The organism is Kinneretia sp. DJ1R-11 (assembly GCF_025717595.1).
In the GTDB taxonomy this organism is placed as follows: domain Bacteria; phylum Pseudomonadota; class Gammaproteobacteria; order Burkholderiales; family Burkholderiaceae_C; genus Paucibacter_A.
Genome location: NZ_JAJIRR010000003.1, coordinates 299,257 through 319,041 on the forward strand (window position 1 = coordinate 299,257; position 19,785 = coordinate 319,041).

20 protein-coding genes and 1 pseudogene are annotated in these 19,785 nt (G+C 64.4%); 8 read left to right on the forward strand and 13 right to left on the reverse strand.

The genetic code is table 11. From position 1 onward, the window contains the following. Nucleotides 1-42 precede the first annotated feature (42 nt). The 4 genes from LNV23_RS07980 to LNV23_RS07995 form a co-directional block, all read right to left on the reverse strand. Nucleotides 43-828 (reverse strand): hypothetical protein, encoded by a 786-nt coding sequence (locus LNV23_RS07980; RefSeq protein WP_263562492.1) that lies wholly within the window; start codon nucleotides 826-828, stop codon nucleotides 43-45. Between the two features lie 75 nt (nucleotides 829-903). Then, nucleotides 904-1,410, reverse strand: coding sequence for a phage tail protein (locus LNV23_RS07985; protein ID WP_263562493.1), 507 nt, complete (start codon nucleotides 1,408-1,410; stop codon nucleotides 904-906). Nucleotides 1,411-1,496: 86 nt separating this feature from the next. Beyond that, nucleotides 1,497-3,530, reverse strand: coding sequence for a phage tail sheath C-terminal domain-containing protein (locus LNV23_RS07990; protein ID WP_263562494.1), 2,034 nt, complete (start codon nucleotides 3,528-3,530; stop codon nucleotides 1,497-1,499). 22 nt (nucleotides 3,531-3,552) lie between these two features. Further along, the gene (locus tag LNV23_RS07995; RefSeq protein WP_263562495.1) at nucleotides 3,553-3,864 is read right to left on the reverse strand and encodes a hypothetical protein; all 312 of its coding nucleotides are present in this window, start codon (nucleotides 3,862-3,864) and stop codon (nucleotides 3,553-3,555) included. 807 nt (nucleotides 3,865-4,671) lie between these two features. Between LNV23_RS07995 and LNV23_RS08000 the strand changes: the two genes are divergently transcribed. The 3 genes from LNV23_RS08000 to LNV23_RS08010 all read left to right on the forward strand — a co-directional run bounded on the left by LNV23_RS08000 (nucleotide 4,672) and on the right by LNV23_RS08010 (nucleotide 7,390). After that, complete coding sequence (locus tag LNV23_RS08000) at nucleotides 4,672-5,370, forward strand: Crp/Fnr family transcriptional regulator (RefSeq protein ID WP_263562496.1); 699 nt, start codon at nucleotides 4,672-4,674, stop codon at nucleotides 5,368-5,370. 129 nt (nucleotides 5,371-5,499) lie between these two features. Further along, entirely contained in the window at nucleotides 5,500-6,285 is a 786-nt protein-coding gene (locus LNV23_RS08005) for a Crp/Fnr family transcriptional regulator (protein WP_263562497.1), read from the forward strand. Nucleotides 6,286-6,478: 193 nt separating this feature from the next. Next, entirely contained in the window at nucleotides 6,479-7,390 is a 912-nt protein-coding gene (locus tag LNV23_RS08010; RefSeq protein ID WP_263562498.1) for a sensor domain-containing diguanylate cyclase, read from the forward strand. Nucleotides 7,391-7,764: 374 nt separating this feature from the next. On the opposite strand, the gene LNV23_RS08015 is transcribed toward LNV23_RS08010, so the two are convergent. Further along, the gene (locus LNV23_RS08015) at nucleotides 7,765-8,751 is read right to left on the reverse strand and encodes an extracellular catalytic domain type 1 short-chain-length polyhydroxyalkanoate depolymerase (protein WP_318023212.1); all 987 of its coding nucleotides are present in this window, start codon (nucleotides 8,749-8,751) and stop codon (nucleotides 7,765-7,767) included. Between the two features lie 692 nt (nucleotides 8,752-9,443). Then, nucleotides 9,444-9,851 carry a DUF2177 family protein gene (locus LNV23_RS08020; protein WP_263562499.1) on the reverse strand — a complete coding sequence of 136 codons (408 nt, stop codon included), beginning with the start codon at nucleotides 9,849-9,851 and terminating at the stop codon, nucleotides 9,444-9,446. 429 nt (nucleotides 9,852-10,280) lie between these two features. Here LNV23_RS08020 and LNV23_RS08025 point away from each other — a divergent pair, with 429 nt between their 5' ends. Beyond that, nucleotides 10,281-10,709, forward strand: coding sequence for a hypothetical protein (locus tag LNV23_RS08025; protein WP_318023213.1), 429 nt, complete (start codon nucleotides 10,281-10,283; stop codon nucleotides 10,707-10,709). An 18-nt stretch (nucleotides 10,710-10,727) separates the two neighbouring features. Here the strand turns inward: LNV23_RS08025 and LNV23_RS08030 are convergent, their stop codons facing one another. After that, on the reverse strand, nucleotides 10,728-11,633 hold the full coding sequence (locus tag LNV23_RS08030) for a LysR family transcriptional regulator (RefSeq protein WP_263562500.1): 906 nt from the start codon (nucleotides 11,631-11,633) through the stop codon (nucleotides 10,728-10,730). Nucleotides 11,634-11,766: 133 nt separating this feature from the next. On the opposite strand from LNV23_RS08030, the gene LNV23_RS08035 reads away from it, so the two are divergent. The 3 genes and pseudogenes from LNV23_RS08035 (at nucleotide 11,767) to LNV23_RS23960 (ending at nucleotide 13,829) form a co-directional block, all read left to right on the forward strand. Further along, nucleotides 11,767-12,657: an MBL fold metallo-hydrolase gene (locus LNV23_RS08035; RefSeq protein WP_263562501.1), complete on the forward strand. Its 891-nt coding sequence runs from the start codon at nucleotides 11,767-11,769 to the stop codon at nucleotides 12,655-12,657. Between the two features lie 73 nt (nucleotides 12,658-12,730). Then, nucleotides 12,731-13,417: a DsbA family protein gene (locus LNV23_RS08040; RefSeq protein ID WP_263562502.1), complete on the forward strand. Its 687-nt coding sequence runs from the start codon at nucleotides 12,731-12,733 to the stop codon at nucleotides 13,415-13,417. Between the two features lie 20 nt (nucleotides 13,418-13,437). Continuing rightward, nucleotides 13,438-13,829 (forward strand): annotated as a pseudogene (locus LNV23_RS23960) (nuclear transport factor 2 family protein). 11 nt (nucleotides 13,830-13,840) lie between these two features. Here LNV23_RS23960 and LNV23_RS08055 read toward each other — a convergent pair. The 6 genes from LNV23_RS08055 to LNV23_RS08080 form a co-directional block, all read right to left on the reverse strand. Next, nucleotides 13,841-14,080 (reverse strand): hypothetical protein, encoded by a 240-nt coding sequence (locus LNV23_RS08055; RefSeq protein WP_263562505.1) that lies wholly within the window; start codon nucleotides 14,078-14,080, stop codon nucleotides 13,841-13,843. Between the two features lie 157 nt (nucleotides 14,081-14,237). Continuing rightward, entirely contained in the window at nucleotides 14,238-14,912 is a 675-nt protein-coding gene (locus LNV23_RS08060; protein WP_263562506.1) for an LbetaH domain-containing protein, read from the reverse strand. Then, nucleotides 14,912-15,652 carry a phosphonate ABC transporter, permease protein PhnE gene (gene phnE, locus LNV23_RS08065; protein WP_263562651.1) on the reverse strand — a complete coding sequence of 247 codons (741 nt, stop codon included), beginning with the start codon at nucleotides 15,650-15,652 and terminating at the stop codon, nucleotides 14,912-14,914. Before phnE ends, LNV23_RS08060 begins: the two co-directional genes overlap by 1 nt. 126 nt (nucleotides 15,653-15,778) lie before the next feature. Continuing rightward, entirely contained in the window at nucleotides 15,779-16,753 is a 975-nt protein-coding gene (phnD, locus tag LNV23_RS08070; protein WP_263518367.1) for a phosphonate ABC transporter substrate-binding protein, read from the reverse strand. A gap of 43 nt (nucleotides 16,754-16,796) precedes the next feature. After that, entirely contained in the window at nucleotides 16,797-17,663 is an 867-nt protein-coding gene (gene phnC / locus LNV23_RS08075) for a phosphonate ABC transporter ATP-binding protein (RefSeq protein WP_263562507.1), read from the reverse strand. 276 nt (nucleotides 17,664-17,939) lie between these two features. Next, nucleotides 17,940-18,737 (reverse strand): IclR family transcriptional regulator domain-containing protein, encoded by a 798-nt coding sequence (locus tag LNV23_RS08080; RefSeq protein ID WP_263562508.1) that lies wholly within the window; start codon nucleotides 18,735-18,737, stop codon nucleotides 17,940-17,942. A gap of 154 nt (nucleotides 18,738-18,891) precedes the next feature. Between LNV23_RS08080 and LNV23_RS08085 the strand changes: the two genes are divergently transcribed. Then, entirely contained in the window at nucleotides 18,892-19,716 is an 825-nt protein-coding gene (locus LNV23_RS08085; RefSeq protein WP_263562509.1) for a TIGR00266 family protein, read from the forward strand. The last annotated feature ends 69 nt before the right edge of the window (nucleotides 19,717-19,785 follow it).

The following is a 19,785-nucleotide window of genomic DNA, read 5'->3' on the forward strand; positions in this document are numbered from 1 at the left end:
CCGGCTCACGAGCGCCGCTCTTGCTGTTCCCCTTGCCGGTGTTCATGCCGCCGCCCGCGCCAGCTCTTGCAGATAGAAACGCCGCCGCCAGTCGGGCAGGGCTGCGAGCTCGGCCTCGGACCAGTGGAAGGCGCGGGCCAACGTGGCGATCTCGGCCAGCCAGTCGCGGTGGCGCTCGGCCAGCGCCGCCAGCAGCTGCGCTTCCAGCTGAACCTCTTGCACTTGGGCCGCGCCGCACTCGGGGCAGCTCAGCTCCAGGCGCAGCAGGCGCAGCGGATCGTGCCGGGCCAGGGCCTGGTCCAAGGCACGAATCAGCTCGGCTGCGGGCGGCTCGCTGGGCGCCGGCTGCAGCAGCTCGGCGGCCAGCTGGGCCGGCGTCGGCGCCTGTTCGCTCCAGCGCGCCTGGTCGGCGCCGGTGGGCAGGCGGGCCTGCCACTGCTGGCTGCCCAGCTGAAAGTTCAACACGCTTGCGGGCGCGGCAGAGGCCTGACTGCAGGCCGCCAGATCCAACTCCGCATGAAAGTCCGCGTCGCAGTCCGCCGCTGCTGTGCAACGCAGGGCGAGCCGGCGCCGGCTCAGGCCGCGCGCCAGGCACAGGCGCAGCAAGGCGTCCAGGCGCTCGGCCGTGCTCCAGCCGGCCAGCTGGGCCGGCAGCGGGGCCCGGCCCTGGGCGTCGCGCAGGCCCTCGGCCAGCAGCGCATCGACGCTGCTCAGCGGCCGTGCCGGGTCGGGCGCCAGCGCCAAGTCGGCTGGCGCGCTGCACCAAGGGCGCGGCTGGGCCGCAAAGGATGCGGCGGCATTGGCAGGTGAGTCGATGGCGTGCTGCATGGGGCTGGGCGTTTCAGCGGCGAGGCGCTTGGGGTGTCAAGAAATCACGAGACATAACGCCGATTCGCTAGATGCTCAAGCCTCGGAGGGCTCGGCCGTGTCGGCGTCGCGCTGCCAGCCTTCGAGCTCGATCTTCATGCTCTCGATGGCCACGGCATTGGCATTCGCGTCCAGGTCGGGCAGGGCGGTGAACTCGCTGACCCAGCAGCGGAACAGGAAGTAGCGCAGCGCCACCTGGCCGCGCTCGTTCAAGACTTCCAGTGTCAGGTCTTTCTTGTAGCCCGCCAGATCCATGGTCGGGTCGCCCTCGTAGTTGTGGATCTTGTTGGCCCAGCGTTCGAACTCGAGGTCGTGGGTGATGCCGCGCTCCATGCTCAGGCCCTCGAAGCTGCTGCGCCCGGGGGACTTGTGGTCGTGGCTGTTGTCGCCGCCGCTGCGGTGCTTGACCACCTCGGTCGTGCGCTTGAGCGCGCCGCATTTGGACACGCCCAGCACGGGCTTGCCGTCCCAGAGGACGCGGAACTTGAAGTTCTTGTAGGGGTCGATGCGGTGCGTGTTCACCACGAAGCCGGTGTTGGCCATGACGAGCTCCTGGGGCGGTTTGAGGCGCGGTTGAATGGGGGGCTTGAGGGCGGGATGTCAGAGGCGATCAGTGGAGCCGCTGCGGCTCACAGATCACCCGGCATCTGCTGGATCTTGATGACCACGAACTCGGCCGGCTTCAGCGGCGCGAAGCCCACCTCGATGTTGACGATGCCCTTGTTGCGATCGTCCTGGGTGGTGGTCTCGGCGTCGCATTTGACGAAGTAGGCGTCCTTGGGGCCGCTGCCCTGGAAGGCGCCCTGGCGGAACAGCGAGTTCAGGTAGGCGCCGATATTGAGGCGGATGCGCGCCCAGAGCGGCTCGTCATTGGGCTCGAAGACCACCCACTTGGTGCCGCGGAACAGCGACTCCTCCAGCATCAGCGCCAGGCGCCGCACGGGGATGTATTTCCACTCGGAGCCGGTCTGGTCGGCGCCGTCCAGCGTGCGTGCGCCCCAGTTGACCAGGCCGTAGATGGGGAAGACGCGCAGGCAGTTGATGGCCAGCGGGTTGAGGGTGCCGTTCTCGCCGTCGTTGAGGCGGTAGTCCAGCGCGTCGACGCCGCGCAGCGTGGCCTCGATGCCGGCCGGCGCTTTCCAGACGCCACGGTCGCTGTCGGTGCGGGCGAACAGGCCGGCCATGGTGCCGCTGGGCGCGAAAGAGCGCAGGCGGTAGTCGGCGTTCGGGTCGGCGATGCGCAGGCGCGGGAAGAAGATGGCCGAGTTGCGGCTGCGGAAGTTGCCATGCGCGTCCAGCCAGTCCTTGATCTCGCCGACCTCGTTCACGCTCTCGGGGATGTCCACCAGCATGAAGGCGCGGCGCGATTCGCAGAAGGCGATGCTGTTCTGAACGACCTGGCGCATCTGCACATCGCTCAGCGAGGCGGCGCGCGGGATCACCAGCAGATTGAAAAGGTCGGCCTTGCGCAGCGCGTAGATGCCTTGGTCCTTGGCGTCGGCGACGGCGCCGACCAGTTCGGCGGCGCCGGGCGCCAGGCCGTCAGCACCGAGCGTGCCCGTTGCGTAGGCGGCGGTGCTGGCCAGCGCGGAGCCGAGCGGATACGAGGCCACATTGACGGTGGCCGCGGCGGTCAGCAGCAGCACGGTTGCGGCGGTGTCGGCGCCGGCGTCGCTGAAGACCAGGGTGTCGTTGAGCTGGCGCGCCGGGTCGCCGCGCCCGGGGGTCACCACCAGGCGGGCATTGCCGACCACGCTGACGGTGGCGCCGGTCAGGGCCGGCGGTGTTGGCGCGGCGGCCGCGCTGACATCGAGCGCGACGCGCAGCGCGCCCTGCAGGCGGGTGGCCAGCTGCTGCAGCGTGGTCACCTCATCGGCGGCCCAGGTTGGCAGCGTGGCCTCGTAGACCAGGCCAGCGGCCAGCTGCACGCGCAGCCGGCGTGGTACCAGGGCCGCCGGCGGCGCCGGTGGCGGCTGCACGCAGCGCAGGGAGTTGAGCAGCACGCGCAGCGCCGGCTCGGCCGTCGGCAGGGCGCCGCCCAGAGTGCCCACCGCCAAGGGCATGGGCACCGGCAGAGCGAAGGCCGGCACCGTGGCGCGCACCAGCTTCGAGTCGGCCGCCAGGACCTGCACGATGTCACGCGAGCTGCTCGGGTCCAGCGTCACGTTCAGATGCTGTTCCTGCAGCAGGGCAGGCGCGTCCTTGGCGGCGGAGGCGTGGCGGGTGATGGTGAGGTTGAAGAAGCGCGTCGGGTCGCTCGTGCGGTGGTCGATCTCGGCGCGCAAGCTGTTGCCCCAGGCGCCTTCGCTGACGGCGCGCAGGGTCAGCACCGGCGCTGTGGCCACATTGCTGACGCTGCGCACGCCCACCGTGGCTGCACTGAAGGGGCTGGGGCCGCTGGCGGCGTGGCAGCGCACGACCAGGGCGCTGGAGCCGCCGTTGAGAAAGAACTGCGCGATCGCGTAGCTGGCTTCACTGCGGCTGTCGATGCCGCCGAACACCCGCCCGAACTCGGACAGGCCGAAGACCTCGGTGGCCTGGTTGACCGGCCCCTCGGCGAAAAAGTCCACGAAGGCGGTGATGGAGGTGCCGACATTGCTGATCGTGCGCACCCCGCTGGGCACTTCCTGGATGTAGACGCCTGGGTAGCTGACTTGTGCCATGTGACGGCTCCTCGCTGAGGGATCAGGGCAGTTCACCCGCTGGCGGGCGGGGTGCTGCTGACGACGATGGTGACGACAAAGATGCCGGCAGACCTTGTGGCTGCGCCTGCCGGCGGCGGTAAAAGCAGCGCCCATCGGCGCTGGCGAACATGCGGACCAGACCGCGCGCTTCGTAGCACGCCAGAATGGGCAGCAGCTCGATCTCAAACACGTTCAAGTCCTGCGGAACCCACCAGCGCGCGATACCGTCTGCCGTGTCGCAGGCATGGCGGTGCGTGCGCAGATAACAGGCCAGGGCCCGCCGGATGGCACGGGTACGTTGCGGGCTTGGCATGCTGCGGGCTCATGTTCACGCTGTGTGTTTGCAAGCGCCATGCCAGCCTGGGGAATCACGCAAGTGCTTGATTTGATTGGGCTGTGCTGCCGCGGCTGAGGGCGGGCGGGACGAAATCGTCTGTCGGGGATAACGCGGTATTGCGTGGCCTGTGCTGCGCTCCCATGGGGCGAGGCCGGGCGCTAGGGGTGGGACAAAAATGTCCGCCTGTAGGTGTAAGGATGTCCAGGGCTAGGGCTGCATGGCAAGCACCCCGCGCCTGAAGGCCTGGTTCAGCGCCGGGGCCATTCCTAGGTGGGTCGGTGCTGCACCTACGTTCTCCTGCCCAGCGACCCACTTTCCGCGCAACTTCGGCTCCTGCTGCATGCCGAACTGAAGCAGGTGCCGCTTCATATCGATTCGGTGAGTCTGTTCGTGCAAGCGTGCGGCGGCGTTGGTGGTCAGGTAGGTAAGACTCGTGCGTGCGTGCGTGCGTGGGCGAGGGCAGGAATGCTGCCAGTGCTTGCTTGCTTGCCTCAGTTGGAGCCTGTCCGGACTCGTGGTGGCGATCGACCCCTGGGATCCGGTCGGTCTCCAGTTGTTGCGGGCAGCAATGTGCCGCTGGCATCCCCCTGACCGGCCTCCTTGAATTCCGGCCATCCGCAGGAATCAGCCAAGGCCCAAGCTCAGCGATGAGGATGACTGTCAGTCGCAAGCGGGCTGAGCGGCGCCATACTCCAAGGCATGAGCCCGCCCACCCCTGCGACCGATGAAGCACTGCCAGCCCCAAGCGCTGAAACGGCCTGCCGTGACTGTCCCCTGCGGCCCTTGAAGCTGTTTCATGAGCCTACGGGGGAGGAACTCGAACTTGTGCAGTCACTCAAACGCCGAGAGCGACGCCTCGGTGCAGGCGAAGCCTTGATCCACGAAGGCCAGACCGACGCACCGCTGTACACCTTGCTGCAGGGCTGGGCCTTCCGCTACAAAACGCTCAGCGACGGGCGCCGTCAGATTCTCAGCTTTCTGCTTGCCGGGGACTTCATCGGCGTTCAGCAGAAGATGGGTGACGCGGCGGCACACGGCGTGGAGACCCTCACGAACGCGCAGTTCTGCGTGTTCCAGCGCGATGCGTTGTGGGAACTCCACCGGCGCAGCCCGATGATGGGATTCAACGTCACATGGCTCACTGCGCACGAGGAGTCGATGGTTGATGACACCTTGCTCTCAGTGGGGCGACGCAGCGCTGAAGAGCGGATTGCTTCGATGCTCATTCTGCTGTTCAAGCGTGCCGCCGCATTGCAGCCGGATGCGGGCGCGGGCGGCGTGCTCTTTCCGCTGACGCAGCAACATATCGCCGATGGGCTGGGCTTGTCGCTGGTGCATACCCACAAAACCTTGCGCAAGCTGGAGCGGCGCGGCCTGCATCGTATCGCCGAGGGTCGCCTGTACCTGCGCGATGTGAAAGCCATGGCTCGGCTGGCGGACCTCTACGGCGATGGCCGCCCGCCGACACGTCCGCTGGTCTGATCGTAGCCAGCGCCAAGTGCGGTAGCTTGGTTTGATTTGGCGCTACGTCTTTCGACGTAGCTGCGGGGACGTGAGAACTCTAGATTTCATACCTTCGACCCCCGGGTCATTTATGAGATGCATCACGCCGTGAGCGCTACCCTACATACGGATCCGAACAATCAACTGTTGGCCTCGCTGCCGCCCGAGATCAAGGATTTCATGCAGTGCCGTGTAGAGGCCGTTGATCTGGTCAACGGTGACATGCTCTACGAGGCGGGCACTGTCTTGCGCTTTGTGTACTTTCCGGTTTCGGCCGTGGTGTCACTGGTGTCGCCACTGATCGATGGAGATTGCGCCGAGGTGGCGGTGGTTGGTAGCGAGGGCGTCGTGGGTGTGTGTGCATTCATGGGCGGCGGCAAGGCGTTGAGCAGCGCTGTCGTGCTGCGCGCGGGTAGGGCTTGGCGCATGAGTGCAAGGGACATTGCCGACCTGGCTCGCGAGTCCGTTCCGGTGATGCAGCAATTGCTGCGCTACACCCAAGCGCTCTTCACGAATATGGCGCAGTCCTCGGCCTGTCATCGGCATCACCAACTGGCCCCCCAGCTCTGCCGGTGGCTCCTGCAGCACCTGGATCGGCAGTCGGGAAATGAGCTTCGAATCACGCAGGAGCGCATCGCGGGCATGCTGGGCGTGCGCCGAGAGGGCATCACCGGTGCCGCGCTGAAGCTTCAATGTGCGGGCCTGATTCGCTACGCCCGCGGGCGCATACAAGTACTCGACAAGCGCGGGCTGGAGGCTCGCAGCTGCGAGTGCTATGGCGTTGTGAAACAGGCCTATGAGAGGCTGCGCAGCGATGCATCGGCCTGGCCCCGCACACTTAGCCCTCTGCCGGTTTCATCAGCACGGCCAGCATCTGTCGGTCGCTTGGCCTGAACTGGCCCTTGGCCCGAGTCGTTCGCCCATCGCTTGAGTCTCTTTGAAGCTGTGGCGACTCAGGCCGACAGGGCCCTTCCTTTTGCCATGTGTCGGTTGAATTTCTGCTGGGTCGGGGTTCTCGAGCCGGCTTGATCGCATTCCAGACGTGCGTTGGTGCGCTTACGCACAGAAGTGCTTGCGCGCCTGCGGGATGCTCCGCAAGGAAAGAGCAGGCAACCTAGAGATCAACCATGCGCAGGTGCAGGGGATGAGTGAACCGGTCAAAGCAAGTTTGCAGGCTACCTTGCTGCATGGCTTGAACGTCGTCGTCGATCAGAGCGAACAAATCCATGGCGCGGTTGCCGAATGCGCCGCCGAGTTGTCCTCCGTCAATTCAACGCTTGAAGAGACGCTTTCAACCGGCCCCGCGCAGCCAGCCCTGGAAGACGCGCTTGAGCAAAGCCAATCCGTGGAAGCCAAGGTGCAGCTTTGCGCACACGACCTGACCCATGTAAACCAGGCATTGAAGCTTGAGATCCACGAGCGGCATTTGCTTGAGCAAGAACTGAAAACTGCGCATCAAGAAGCGGCAGCAACACGCATGGCTTCTCTTCACGATCCGCTCACTTCATTGCCGAACCGCAGTCTTTTCAACGACCGCCTCAAACATGGGCTCGCTCAGGCAAAAAGGCATGGATGGACGCTTGCGGTGATGTTCATCGATCTGGATGGCTTCAAGGCCATCAACGATTCGTATGGGCACACTGCAGGAGATCAGGTGCTCAAGACGATTGCATCGCGGCTTAAGAGCATGACACGCGAGGACGACACCGTCAGTCGCCACGGTGGCGACGAGTTTCTATACCTCCTGATGGAGCTGAAGCAAGATTCGGATGCATCTGTGATCGCTGAAAAGATCATGGCTCGTGTGGGCGAGCCGTTTGAACTTGAGACGGCTGCCGAGCCAGTAAAGGTCAGCGTCAGATGCAGCATCGGAATCGCAATTTTTCCGCGCAACGGCAGCACGGACAGTCTGCTGATTGCCAGCGCGGACAAGGCGATGTATCGGGCAAAGCGCGCAGGATGCGGGTACGCATACGACCTGGACGCTCTCGAACAATAGTGGGTGTGGAGGGCGAAGGTCCAAGTAGCCCACACCGGGCTGCCGTACCGGTGACACCCTAAAGCTGCCGCACTCCAGCGGCGGCTGAATCGGCCCTAAATTGATGGAACCCATTGGGCTGAGCCAGGCTGCCATGGCCGAGGCTTGGCCGGCGCAGTGTGGCGGGCACAGGGGCTGCTCCAGCCCTGCCCAGCCGAGGCGAGACGTCAGCGCCCTGGAGAAGGCCAATATGGCGCAGTCCTAGTTTCCGCTTGCTGACCGGACGTGGCTCCAGCAGAAGCTTTCGGATCGCTGCTCGCATACGTTCTCAAACACTCCAATTCGACGTGTGCGCGGTGCTGCCGCCTGGCCGAAAACCGTCGAGCGCGAGGGCCTCACCCGTCGCTCGCCTCAAACTGTTTGCGTGCGAATGCCCAGATCATGCGGGAAGCGTCAGGGCCTTTTGCGTCGCTGAAAGCTTGGCCAGCGGCCCCACCGCTCCAGGCATGAGCCAGCCCGTCGATGGTCACCAGCTTCGCGACCGTGACACCTCTGCATTTGAATTCGGTAACCGACATTGGGTAGCGCTGGCCACGGCGCATGTGGCGGGCGGTGCCGGACCGAGCGCCGCCAGCCTGCGCCCACAAGAGGGACGCAGCCTCACTGTTGTTTGGCGACACGATGGCATCGGCATCGCCGTGGATGGCCAGCAGGGGCGGCCACGCTGACACCTGCAACGAGGGTTCAGATGTCAGTGCAATGGCCGTGCGGCGGCCTCGCATGGCTCCCAGGGCTGAGCTAGCCGAATGTGCAAATCCGGGAGGAACACCCGAGTGCATCACCACCGCCTTGAATCGGTCTGGATAGCGTGTCGCAAGCAGAGCCGCCATGCTGCCGCCGGAGGACAGTCCGGCAATCGCCACCCGTGCTTTGTCAACCGGGTGCATCAGGCTGACCTGATCGACGCATTGCAAGATCAAGGCAGCTTCAGCCTGCGCGCGACCGGTGTCGGTATCGAACCAGTTCCAACACCCTTGGCTGTTGGACAGGCGGTCTTGCTCCGGATAGAGCACCAAAAAGCGCTCACGCTCGGCCAATCGGTTCATGCGCGTACTCAGCGCGAAACTGTTGGCGTCTTGCCCGCAGCCGTGCAGCATCACCATCAGCGGCAGCCGCTCGCTGACGCCAATCCCCGAAGGTTGATACAGGCGGTAGCGGCGCATGCCGAAAGCCCCCATCACCACGCCGGGTAGCCACGTTCCCGCCTTGTCCTTGCGATGCTTGACCAACACGCCCTTGGGCGGGCGTGCCGCCCTGCGAACCGAAGCGTGAACACCGGGCCCGCCGAGCAAACGAGCCAATGCCGTGAAATTGCGTTGCATCGCCCGCGCCAAGCTTGTAGCCGTGGATCGGCGACTCAATGCCCAGCCTTCGATCGGTGACACCACCGTGACGCACCCGATGCCACTGCCGACTCAATGCCTGCGGCTGAAAGCGGCATCTTGTCGAAAGGCCCTGCCTTGGCCATTGCGATGTTCATGTTTGCTCTCAGCCTCGTGGTGGGCGAGGGTTTGGTGGGAATCCCAGCACGGCATTGCGCGAGCGACAGCTCCGCTGCCTGTCTACAGGCATACAGCGGCAGCATTGCTGTCGAATTGCTACGTTCATGAAGGCCAAAAGCTGGTGCTCCTCCCAAGAACCGAGGTCGATCACCATTCGGCCGACTGGACGAGGCAGCCCAGCTTGGGATTCCGCTGGTACGTCGCCAGCTTCGAAGTGCGATCCGCTTCGGCAAGCGTCAGTATGAGCGGCCATCCGAGATTCAAGCAAAGAGCCAGCCAATTCAGGCGTTCGTTCAAGTGAGGTCCTTCGGGGGCATGAAGAGGGGTGGAGAAATCGATTGGGTCAGCTTGGCGACGCCAGGTCTGTGCGTTGGCCGACGCTGATCAACGGCGTTCGTCTTGCGCCTGCTGTTGAACAAGAGCCTGACCGGTGCCGATCACGCGGCGCAGTCGAGCAGGGCGAGGCAGTTTGGGCGGGCAGGAATGAAGCCTTCCGATGAAAAAGGCTGGGTCTACGCAATCTGCTTGAAGTGCATTGCGGCCTTGCCAGCTGCCGCGCAGGCAGCAGACAAGGTCGTTCCCCAAGCCAGATCCAACAGGGTCAGGGAGACCGGCCATGCGCGCAGTGTGGCCAGATTGCTCAAGTCGTAGGTGGCGTACGCAAAGAAGCCGAACAGTGCGCCCTTCACAACCGTAGTTGACCAGGCGGGCGTATCGGCCTGAGGGGCGAGTACGAAGATCGACAGGCCCAGCGCGTACACGAGATAGAACAGCCCCGCTGCGACCACGTTGGCTTGGGCGGCCATGAGGTGACCGATGCCGCTCTCATACGCCGACTTTGCGACCACGCCCAGCCAGAGCATGTCCAGCGCAAGCATCACCACGACCATCGTGATGTAAGCAGCCAGGTAGCTGTTCATAGTCATCTCCTTGAGCGCACTTGCTGAAACACATGGGCCGTTCCTTCGCAGCGCACCAAGCCAGTGCCTGCAGATGGGACGCTAGGGGCTCGTCAAGGCGGTGTCCGTCGGGCACCGAACAAAGCAGCGCAGGCCGGCAGAGCTTCAGGCGCGTCGCTGTCGGCGTTCGTTAGACACCGTAAAGACGTCACCAGCACATGGGCCTAACTTTGATCCCTCATCAAGTTCCACGGACTGGCACTGCCGCCGGCCGAGCTTGCCTTCTTGCATTTCGCGACCCTCATGGACACATTGATCACAGCTGCCAGCGATGACCGCTATCGACAGCGCCTCAGCTCCAACGCTGCGGCCGAGCAGACCCGCTCTCTGGCAAGCGCCGTTTCCTGGAGCGCTGTACTTGCCGGCGCTGCTGCTGCCGCCTCGCTGTCCTTGATCCTGCTGATCCTGGGCGTTGGCCTGGGCTTGTCATCTGTCTCGCCTTGGGCGCTGGAGGGCATCAGCGCTGCCAGCCTCGGCGTGTCCACGATCGCATGGCTGACACTCACCCAGTTGCTCGCCTCGGCCATGGGTGGCTATCTTGCCGGCCGACTCCGCACGCACTGGACCGAGGTGCATGCCGATGAAGTCTACTTTCGCGACACCGCGCATGGCTTTCTGGCCTGGGCGGTGGCTTCACTCGTCACGGCTACTTTGCTGACCTCGGTGATCGGTTCGATCATCGGTGGGGGCCCGCAGGCGGGTGCTTCAGTGATGGGTGCAGCCTATGCCAGGGCTCGACCGAGCTTCGCCGTGCTGACGAGCGCCGTGGTCAGCAAGGGCGATACAAAAGCGAGAAAGCCGAGGGGCTTCGGCCTCTAGCCTGAACCTCAAGCTGACTCAGCCGATATCCCACGGTGCGGTCTCGCCAGCAAAGCGCGCCGCCAGAAAGTCCACCAGCAAGCGCAAGGCCAACGCTTGGTGCTGCCGCGAGAGATAGATGGCATAGATGCCCAATTCCTCGGGCTGGTGATCGGGCAGCAGGGCTAGCAGGCGGCCGCTGCGCAGATCGTCGCCAACGTAGTAGGTGGGCAGCATGCCAATACCGGCGCCGCTCAGAACGGCGCGGCGCAGCACGGCAGTTTCATTGGTGTGAAAGCGCCAGTTCACCGGAGCCTGGACCGCTTCACCGTGGCGCGTGAAGCTGTACTGCTTGCCGATGCCAAAGGCGTGGCCGATGCAGTGATGTTGGTTCAAGTCTTCGGCGGTACGCGGCGTGGCGAAGCGCGCCAGATAGCTTGGCGAGGCACACAGCACGGATCGGCAACGTGCCAAGGGTCGCGCAATCACCGCGGGGTCGAGATTGTTGGTGATGCGCACGGCCAGATCCACCCGCTCAGAGACCAGGTCGGCCGCTTTGTCGCCCACCGACAGCACGATCTCCACTTGCTCGTACTGCGCTTGGAAGTCCAGCAGTGCCGAGGTGAGCTGGGCATCGGCAAAGGAGCTGGCCGTGGTCACACGCAGCACTCCTGCAGGCTCCCGCATGCGTTCGGCAGCGATGTGCTGGGCCTCTTGCGCGAGGTCGAGCAGCTGCCGGCATGAAGGCAGGGCCGCCAGCCCGGCATCCGTGAGGCTGATCTTTCTGGTGGTGCGGTGGAGCAGGCGCGCACCAAACCAGTCTTCGATGGCGGCGAGATAGCGGCTGACCATCGCCACCGACATCTCCAAATGCTCAGCGGTGTGGGTCAGGCTGCCGCGATCTGCAACTTCTACAAACACTCGCACGGCGGTCAGTCGGTCCATTCGGTCGATTCGATCGATTGATGCAAAAAACATTCAATGAATGGCGACTTTATCTTCGCTTGGCGAAAAACTAAAGTTCTTCCTGTCCCAAGCGAACAAACAAACAAGCTTTCATTCACGGAGATCACTGACCATGTTCAAGCTCAAAAGCATCGCCCGTTTCGTGTTCCCAGCTCTCACGCTCGGCGCCATGGCCGCCACCGGCGCTGCGGCGCAGACCGCAGCACCCTTGGCGGTGAAGGTCTACAACGCCGACGGCAACAGCTTCCACGTCAACGCCGTGGTCGTCAGCGGCCAGACCGAAGCCCTCGTGATTGACACCGGCTTCACCCGTGCCGACGCCCTGCGTGTGGCCGCCCATGTGCTGGACAGTGGCAAGGTCCTGAAGACGATTTTCATCAGCAATGCCGATCCGGATTTCTACTTCGGCGCCGAAGTGCTCAAAGGCATCTTTCCCAATGCCCAGCTGCTGAGCACCCCAGCCGTGCGCGAGAAGGTGCAGGCCAAGCTGGCAGGCAAAGTGGCTTTCTGGTCGCCCAAGATGGGTGCCAATGCGCCGCAGAAGCCCATCGTTCCTGAGTTGCTGCAGGGCACGAGCTTGAAGGTGGACGGTGAGACCGTCGAGGTGCGCGGCACGGTGGGTGAACTGGCCCATCGGCCTTATGTGTGGATCCCGTCCATCAAGACCATCGCCGGCAACATCGCCATTTTTGGCAATGTGCATGTGTGGACGGCGGACACGCAAAAGGCCAGCGAGCGGGCCGCCTGGTTGGCTCAGTTGGATGAGATGGACGCGCTCAAGCCCACGATGGTCGTGCCCGGCCATATGGCGGCCGGCACCGCACTGGATGCCAGCGCCATTGCCTACACGCGCAGCTATCTGCAGCGCTTCAACGCCGAGGCCATCAAAGCCAAAACCGGCGCTGAGCTGATCGAGGCGATGAAGAAGGCCTACCCCCAAGCGGGCCTGGGCGTCGCGCTCGACATCGGTGCCAAGGTCGCCAAGGGCGAAATGCAGTGGTGATCGGCTGAGTTTCTCTGGTACCGCCTTCACCGTGCTAACCACCAGTCTACATACACATAACCGCTGTTGAATCATGAACAAGAGCCGCTTGCATTACATCCATGACCCTTTGTGTGGCTGGTGCTACGGCGTCGCCCCCTTGGTGAAGGCGGCCCGTGAAGTCATCCCCGTACTCCCTCGTGGCGGCGGGATGATGACGGGCGTGCGGCGCCAGCGCGTGACGCCCGAGTTGCGCAGCTTCGTGATGGCGCATGACCTGCGCGTGGCGCAAGCCAGCGGCCAGCGTTTCGGCGATGGCTATCAAGAGGGTTTGCTGCGCGACGCGATGGCCGTGTTCGATTCCGAGCCGCCGACCGCCGCCATGCTGGCCGCCGACGCGATGGCGGGGCGCGGTCTGGACCTGCTCGTGCAGCTACAGACCGCGCACTATGTGGACGGCTTGCGCATCGCAGACCGCGCGGTTCTGATCGAGGTGGCCGCTGCCCTCGGCCTAAGGCCTGAGGGCTTTGCGCAAGCCTTGGACCTGCAGCTGGGCGAGCCGGTGCAGGCGCACATCAAGGACAGCCGCGCCTTCATGGCTCAGGTGGGCGCACAGGGCTTTCCAAGCATGGTGCTCGAAACGGAAGGTGGCTTGCAAACCGTGGATGTCTCCAGCTACCTGGGGCGCCCTCAGGAATTTCAGACCTGGCTGCGTAGCCTCAGCCCCAGCACTCAAGCAGCGCCCGCGTTTGGATGTGACGCCAACGGCTGTGCCATTTGAAGAGACATCAGACAGACCGTATGAAAACCAATCTGCAGATCATCGCTGACCACTATGCGGCCTCAGCGAGCCAGGGGTTGCCGGGATGATGCTGGACGTCTCGCCCAATGTGGCCTGGACCGAGATGGCCGGCTTTCCCTGCGCCGGCGCCTGGACAGACATCGAGCAGGTCGTCGACCTGGCGTTCAAGGTGCTGGGCAGCGAATGGGAGACGCACACCCTTTCTCTGAACCCGTAGATCGATGGCGGCGAGCAGATCGTGGCCCTTGGCGGCTATCAGGGCAGGTACCGCAAGACCGGCAATGCGATGCTGGCGCGTGTGACGCATGTGTGGCGCCTTGCTGCGGGCAAGATCGTCGGTTGTGAGCAGTTCACCGACACCTTGCTGGTCGCGCGGGCCATGAGGGGCTGATATGGAGCGGCCTAGGTCCCCCGCAGGCTGGCCTCCAAGGCGTCGAGTTCCTCGCTGAGTGTGCCCCTGCTGCGGAAGTGGCGACCGGCCTTTCCGTACCAGTACTCCGCGTCTTCGAGGTCGCCTTCCTGCACATGCAGCAGGGCGTGCAGCCACGCGGCTGTGCTGGATTCATCGTCCTGAACCAGGTTGTGAGCCTCGTCCCATTTGCCTTCGCGCATCAGCGCAAGAATGTGGGTCAATGCTTGCATGAGTCTCCCTTCGCGCTCTGATCTGAAGCTTCCCTGCCTATGCAGGGCTGCGGCCTCAGAACTTGGCGATGGTAAGTGCAGCATCATTGCCGGTGTCAGCCCTGCATCATGGCAACACCGTGCGCATCCGTCTGCCAGCGAGCTCACCTCGTAGCAATCAGGCAGTGCTCTCCGCCGACTGCCTTCGAGAGTGCGCGGCCAACATCTTGCGCACATCCTTCAACTCGTCCTGCCGGGCTTGCAGCTCTTCATGCGTCCAGTCCCACCAGGCCACGGCCTCGATGGCGCTGCCGATCGCTGGCGTGAAGCGCGGCCGGATCGGGCGGCAGGGGTTGCCGGCGGCGATGGTCCAGGCGGGCACGTCGCGGGTGACGATGCTGCCGCTGCCGATGACGGCGCCGTGGCCGATCTTGACGCCGGGCATGATGAGCACGCCATGGCCCAGCCAGACATCGTGGCCGATGCTGACCCGCTGCAGGCGTCGCCAGTGGAAGAGCTCAGCATCATCCTCGCCGAAGCCTTCGCCGTACATGCTGCCGCGGTAGAGGATGTGGTGCAGGCAAGGGCGCTCGACCGGGTGAAAGCCGGGGTTGATGCGCACCATATTGGCGATGTTGACGAACTTGCCGATGTCAGCGGCCATGACCTCGGCGTGGTGGCCGATGTAGCTGTAGTCACCGAAGACGCTGTACTCGATGCGGGTGCTGGCACCGATTTCGCACCAGCGGCCAAATGAGCTGTCGCGGACGATGGCGTCGCTGGCAAGGGTGGGCGCTTCGCTCAGGCGCACCGGCGTCGGCAGATTGTGGGCGGCGATGTGATAACTCGTCATCAGATCAGTACCTTGCGGATGCGTGCCGAGACCAGGTCGATGGCGGTGACGAAGGCGATGATGATCAGCATCACCGCCGCCGTGTGGGCGTACTGGAAGCTGCGGATCACTTCGTAGAGGATGACGCCAATGCCGCCGGCGCCCACCATGCCCACCACCGAGGCCGAGCGCACATTCGACTCAAAACGGTAGAGCGTGTAGCTGACCCAGAGCGGCATGACCTGCGGGATCACGCCATAGACGATTTCTTCCAGCGCATGAGCGCCGGTGGCTCGAATGCCTTCCACCGGCCGGGGGTCGATGGACTCAACCGCCTCCGAGAACAGCTTTGCCAGGATGCCCGTGGTGTGCACCCACAGGGCCAGTACGCCGGCGAAGGGCCCCAGGCCGACGGCGACGATGAAAATCATGGCGAACACCATCTCGTTGATGGCGCGCGCGGCGTCCATCAGGCGCCGCACCGGCTGGTGCACCCAGGCCGGCGTGATGTTCGAAGAGCTGAGCAGGCCGAAAGGCACGGCGCAGATCACCGCAAGCAAAGTGCCCCAGAGCGCCACCTGCACCGTCACCACCATCTCGGCCACATAAGTGCGCCAGTCCGTGAAGTCGGGCGGGAAGAACTCGCGGGCCAGGCTCACCATATTGGCTGAGTCGGCCCAGAGCGCGCCCGGGCGCATGTCGGCGCCGCGCCAGGCCCAGGCGAACAGCGCCAGGGCCAGGCCCCAGCCGACCAAGCTCATGAGCCCGGCCCGCGGCAGGCCGCCACTGGGGTCCGTGGGGGCCTTGGGTGAAACGACGGTGGCGGTGCTGGTGCTCATGGCTTGGGGGCGTCGCGGTGGGGTGGGGCGGCTGGCTTGATTGATCGCTTACTTGGCCTGGGCCAGCTGGGCGTTCAGCTCGGCCAGCTTCTTCTGGATCTCAGCCAGCTTGGCTTGCTTGGCGGCCGGGTCGAGCTTGTCGTCGTTTTCGAGCTTGGCCTTGTCCTTGAACAGCTCGAGCTGGCGGAAGGGAACCAGCTGCTTGTTGCTGGATTCATTGAAGACGCCGAAGGTCAGCTTGGCCAGATTGGCCAGCTCACGCTTGGAGGCTTCGGATTCGCCGCGGCCGTAGCTCATGAAGAAGGTCTTGAGCTTGGCCTTCATATCGGCCGGCAGGTCGGCGCGCCAGAGCATGGGGTCGGCCGCGATCAGGGGCGACTTCCAGAGGATCTGGATGTTCTTGGCCTTCTCAGCTTCGCGCTTCTGGAACTTTTCCCAGACTTCGGTGTTGGTGATGGCCACGTCCACTTGCTTGGCTGCGGTCGCCATCAAGTTGGACTCATGGTTGCCCGAACGGCTGGACTTGTAGTGGGTCTTGGGGTCGATGCCGTTGAGGGCGTAGAGGTAGTAGCCCGGCACCAGGGTGCCCGAGGTGGACTGCGGGTCACCGGCGCCGTAGTTGTATTCACGCTGGCTCTTGAGCACCTGCTCGACGCTCTTGATGCCGCTCTCTTTGTGCGTGATCAGCAACGAGTGATAGCCCAAGGCGCCATCGGCATAGCTGGTCTGAGCGAACACTTCGCCGCCGGCGCGGTCCACGGCTTCCATGCCGGACTTGTTGCCCATCCAGGCCATCTGCACCTTGTTGAAGCGCATGGCTTCGATGATGCCGGTGTAGTCGTTGGCGAAGAAGGCCTTGACCTTGTAGCCGGTCTTGGCTTCCATATCGGCCAGGATGGGGGCCCAGTCGGCCTTCAGGTGGGAGGCGGATTCGGTCGAGATGATGCCGAAATTGATGTCCTGAGCCTGGGCCAGGGTGGCTGCCAGCAGGGTGCTGGTGGCGAGCAAGAGCTTGCGGATCATGGGGTTCTCTCCAAGTGAAAAAGGCGGGTTCGAAAGTGGGGGCTCAGGCCGCCACGGGCAGCGGCGGGCTGTGCGGTGCGGCTGCGGGGGCCGCGCTGGGCAGGGGCATGGGTTGGCTGATCAGAGCCTCGCCCTCCTGCGGCAGGGCCGGGGCGTCGGCGTCGCTGGCATAGAGCTCGTTCAGGAAGGCCGGGTTCAGGGCGTTGCTGGGGCCGTCATAGACGACCCGGCCTTCGCGCATGGCAACCACGCGCTGGCAGTAGCGCAGCGCCACATCAACCTGGTGCAAGGACACCAGCACCGTGCAGCCATGCTCGCGGTTGACGCGAGCCAGCATGTCCATGACCTTGCGCGAGGATTCCGGGTCCAGCGAGGCGATCGGTTCGTCGGCCAGCACGACCTTGGCGCCTTGCACCAGTGCGCGAGCGATGGCTGCGCGCTGCTGTTGACCGCCCGAGAGGGTGGAGGCGCGCTGAAAGGCATAGTCGTCTATACCAACTTCGGCCAGCGCTTGCAGGCCGGCGGCGCGTTCGCTGCGCGTGAACCACTGCAGCAGGCTGCGGTGCAGGGGAATGCGGTGCAGCTGGCCGGTCAACACATTGTTCAGCAGCGTCATGCGGCCGACCAGATTGAACTGCTGGAAGACAAAGCCGATCTGGGCGCGCACGCTGCGGATGTTGCTGGCGATGCGGCCTTGCGACTGCACCAGCTGGCCCATCACGCGCAGCTCACCGGAGCTGGCGTCGCCGGCCACGAAGCCGGATAAATGGCGCAGCAAGGTGGACTTGCCCGAGCCCGAAGCGCCGATCAGCGCCACCATTTCGCCTGGACGCAGCTGCAGGCTGACGCTGTCCAAGGCCCGTCGTGCGCCAAAGCTCTTGCTCAGCGCCGTCACTTCGATTGCATGCATGCTGCACCCCATTCGTTCTGCGCATCCGAACCGGCAAAAGGCCAGGTGGAGCTGGAGCGATGCTAGGCAGCTTGTGTGAAAGATTCGTGGCGGGGCGGCGTCGGCGTGGTGACGGTGGCTGGATGACTGTCAACAGTACATCACTGAAATTCAGATGCAACCACAGAGGCACGGAGGCACAGAGCTAAAACCAATTCAGCTTTGTATTTCTCTGTGCCTCTGCGCCTCTGTGGTTGCCTTCTGTATTCGGCTGCTTTGTTCCGGTTCTAGCCGTCTTCAGGCCTTGATCTGCAGCAGGCGCGAGATCTGCCCGGCCGCGTCGAGCAGGCGTGGCAGGGTCTGCTCCAGCAGCTGCTCGGGCGAGCGGCGGTTCACTTGCGAGCCGACATTGAGTGCGGCGATGACCTGACCCTTGCGGTCGGTGATGGGCGCGGCCAGGGACACCAGGCCGTCTTCCAGCTCCTGGTTGACCAGGCACCAACCTTGGCGGCCGGCCTGCGCAATGCGCTCGCGCAAATCTGGCAGATTGGCCACGGTCCGAGAGGCCAGGGGCGCGATGTTCAGCTGGCCCAGCTGCGCCTCCAGGGCCGGCGGGGGCAGGCTGGCCAGCAGGATGCGGCCCATGGAGGTGCACCAGGCCGGCAGGCGGCTGCCCACGCCGAGATTGATGCTCATGATCTTGCGGGCCGGCACGCGCAGCACATAGACGATGTCTTGACCCTCCAGCACCGCGGCCGAAACACTCTCGTTCAGCTCCGCGGCCAGCTGCTGCATCACCGGCTCGGCAAACTGCCAGAGCGGCTGCGAGGACAGGTAGGCAAAGCCGAGATCGAGGATCTTGGGCGTCAGCGCGAACAGCCGGCCGTCGCTCTTGACATAACCGAGTGTCTCCAGGGTCAGCAGGATGCGCCGGGCGCCGGCACGGGTCAGGCCGCAGCGGCGTGAGACCTCGGTCAGGGTCTGGCGCGGTGCGGTGGCATCAAAAGCGCGGATCACCGACAGGCCGCGCGCGAAGGACTGCACATAGCTGTCCCCGGGTTTGGGCGCGAGTTCGGGCGCGGCGTTGTCATTCATGGCCGGCAGTATAGGCAGGAGCTTGGCCTGACCTATGCGGGGTAGCCGAGCCTTGTCCGCGGCGCCGGTGCGCCTCGCCGGGTGACCCAAGTCAGGGCGGGCAAAAACTGGCTAATATCGCGCCCGCAGTCTTTTGCAAGCGAGGAGATTTTTCATGGCCATGGATGTGGTGGATTACGAAATCAAGGGCGCCGAGATGCAGTTCGTCGAGGTCGAGCTCGATCCGGGCGAGGCCGCCATCGGCGAAGCCGGCAGCATGATGTTCATGGATGCCGCCATCAATATGGACACGGTGTTCGGTGATGGTGCGGCCAACCAGGGTGGCTTCTTCGGCAAGCTGCTCGGCGCCGGCAAGCGCTTGATCACAGGCGAATCGCTGTTCACGACCATCTACACCAACAATGGCAGCAGCAAGCAGCGCGTTGCCTTTGCCGCGCCTTACCCGGGCAAGATCTTGCCCATGGACTTGCGCCAGCTCGGCGGCACCTTGATCTGCCAGAAGGACGCCTTCCTGTGCGCAGCGCGCGGTGTGTCTCTGGGCATCGCCATCCAGCAGAAGCTGGGCACCGGCTTCTTTGGCGGTGAAGGCTTCATCATGCAAAAGCTGGAAGGCGACGGCATGGCTTTTGTGCATGCCGGCGGCACCGTGGTGCGCCGCACGCTGGCACCCGGCCAGACCCTGTTGGTCGACACCGGTTGCGTGGTGGCCTACACGCCCAGCGTGGATTTCGAGATCCAATACGTGGGCAAGATCAAGACCGCATTGTTCGGCGGTGAAGGTCTGTTCCTGGCCAAGCTGACCGGCCCGGGTGAGATCTGGCTGCAGAGCCTGCCTTTCTCGCGCCTGGCTTCGCGCATCTTTGCGGCGGCGCCGCAGAACGGTGGCCGCAAGGAAGAGGGCTCGCTGCTGGGCGGCTTTGCCGGCGGCGCCGCCGGTGTCGGCATCCTGGGTGGCCTGCTCGGCGGCGACGACGAGTAAGCTGGGGGCGGTCGAAACGCGGCCCATTCAAGAAAAGCGGCCGTGGGCCGCTTTTTTTTGGTGAAGGGG

What these genes read in the sequence shown, in the direction of transcription:
- LNV23_RS07980 (WP_263562492.1), bottom strand. Translation starts at nt 828, where the DNA reads ATGCAGCACGCCATCGACTCACCTGCCAATGCCGCCGCATCCTTTGCG.
- LNV23_RS08030 (WP_263562500.1), bottom strand. Translation starts at nt 11,633, where the DNA reads ATGGACCGACTGACCGCCGTGCGAGTGTTTGTAGAAGTTGCAGATCGC.
- LNV23_RS08085 (WP_263562509.1), top strand. Translation starts at nt 18,892, where the DNA reads ATGGCCATGGATGTGGTGGATTACGAAATCAAGGGCGCCGAGATGCAG.
- LNV23_RS08020 (WP_263562499.1), bottom strand. Translation starts at nt 9,851, where the DNA reads ATGAACAGCTACCTGGCTGCTTACATCACGATGGTCGTGGTGATGCTT.
- LNV23_RS08055 (WP_263562505.1), bottom strand. Translation starts at nt 14,080, where the DNA reads ATGCAAGCATTGACCCACATTCTTGCGCTGATGCGCGAAGGCAAATGG.
- LNV23_RS08035 (WP_263562501.1), top strand. Translation starts at nt 11,767, where the DNA reads ATGTTCAAGCTCAAAAGCATCGCCCGTTTCGTGTTCCCAGCTCTCACG.
- phnE (WP_263562651.1), bottom strand. Translation starts at nt 15,652, where the DNA reads ATGAGCTTGGTCGGCTGGGGCCTGGCCCTGGCGCTGTTCGCCTGGGCC.
- LNV23_RS07990 (WP_263562494.1), bottom strand. Translation starts at nt 3,530, where the DNA reads ATGGCACAAGTCAGCTACCCAGGCGTCTACATCCAGGAAGTGCCCAGC.
- LNV23_RS07985 (WP_263562493.1), bottom strand. Translation starts at nt 1,410, where the DNA reads ATGGCCAACACCGGCTTCGTGGTGAACACGCACCGCATCGACCCCTAC.
- LNV23_RS08080 (WP_263562508.1), bottom strand. Translation starts at nt 18,737, where the DNA reads ATGAATGACAACGCCGCGCCCGAACTCGCGCCCAAACCCGGGGACAGC.
- LNV23_RS08015 (WP_318023212.1), bottom strand. Translation starts at nt 8,751, where the DNA reads ATGCAACGCAATTTCACGGCATTGGCTCGTTTGCTCGGCGGGCCCGGT.
- LNV23_RS07995 (WP_263562495.1), bottom strand. Translation starts at nt 3,864, where the DNA reads ATGCCAAGCCCGCAACGTACCCGTGCCATCCGGCGGGCCCTGGCCTGT.
- LNV23_RS08040 (WP_263562502.1), top strand. Translation starts at nt 12,731, where the DNA reads ATGAACAAGAGCCGCTTGCATTACATCCATGACCCTTTGTGTGGCTGG.
- LNV23_RS08060 (WP_263562506.1), bottom strand. Translation starts at nt 14,912, where the DNA reads ATGACGAGTTATCACATCGCCGCCCACAATCTGCCGACGCCGGTGCGC.
- phnC (WP_263562507.1), bottom strand. Translation starts at nt 17,663, where the DNA reads ATGCATGCAATCGAAGTGACGGCGCTGAGCAAGAGCTTTGGCGCACGA.
- LNV23_RS08010 (WP_263562498.1), top strand. Translation starts at nt 6,479, where the DNA reads ATGCTCCGCAAGGAAAGAGCAGGCAACCTAGAGATCAACCATGCGCAG.
- phnD (WP_263518367.1), bottom strand. Translation starts at nt 16,753, where the DNA reads ATGATCCGCAAGCTCTTGCTCGCCACCAGCACCCTGCTGGCAGCCACC.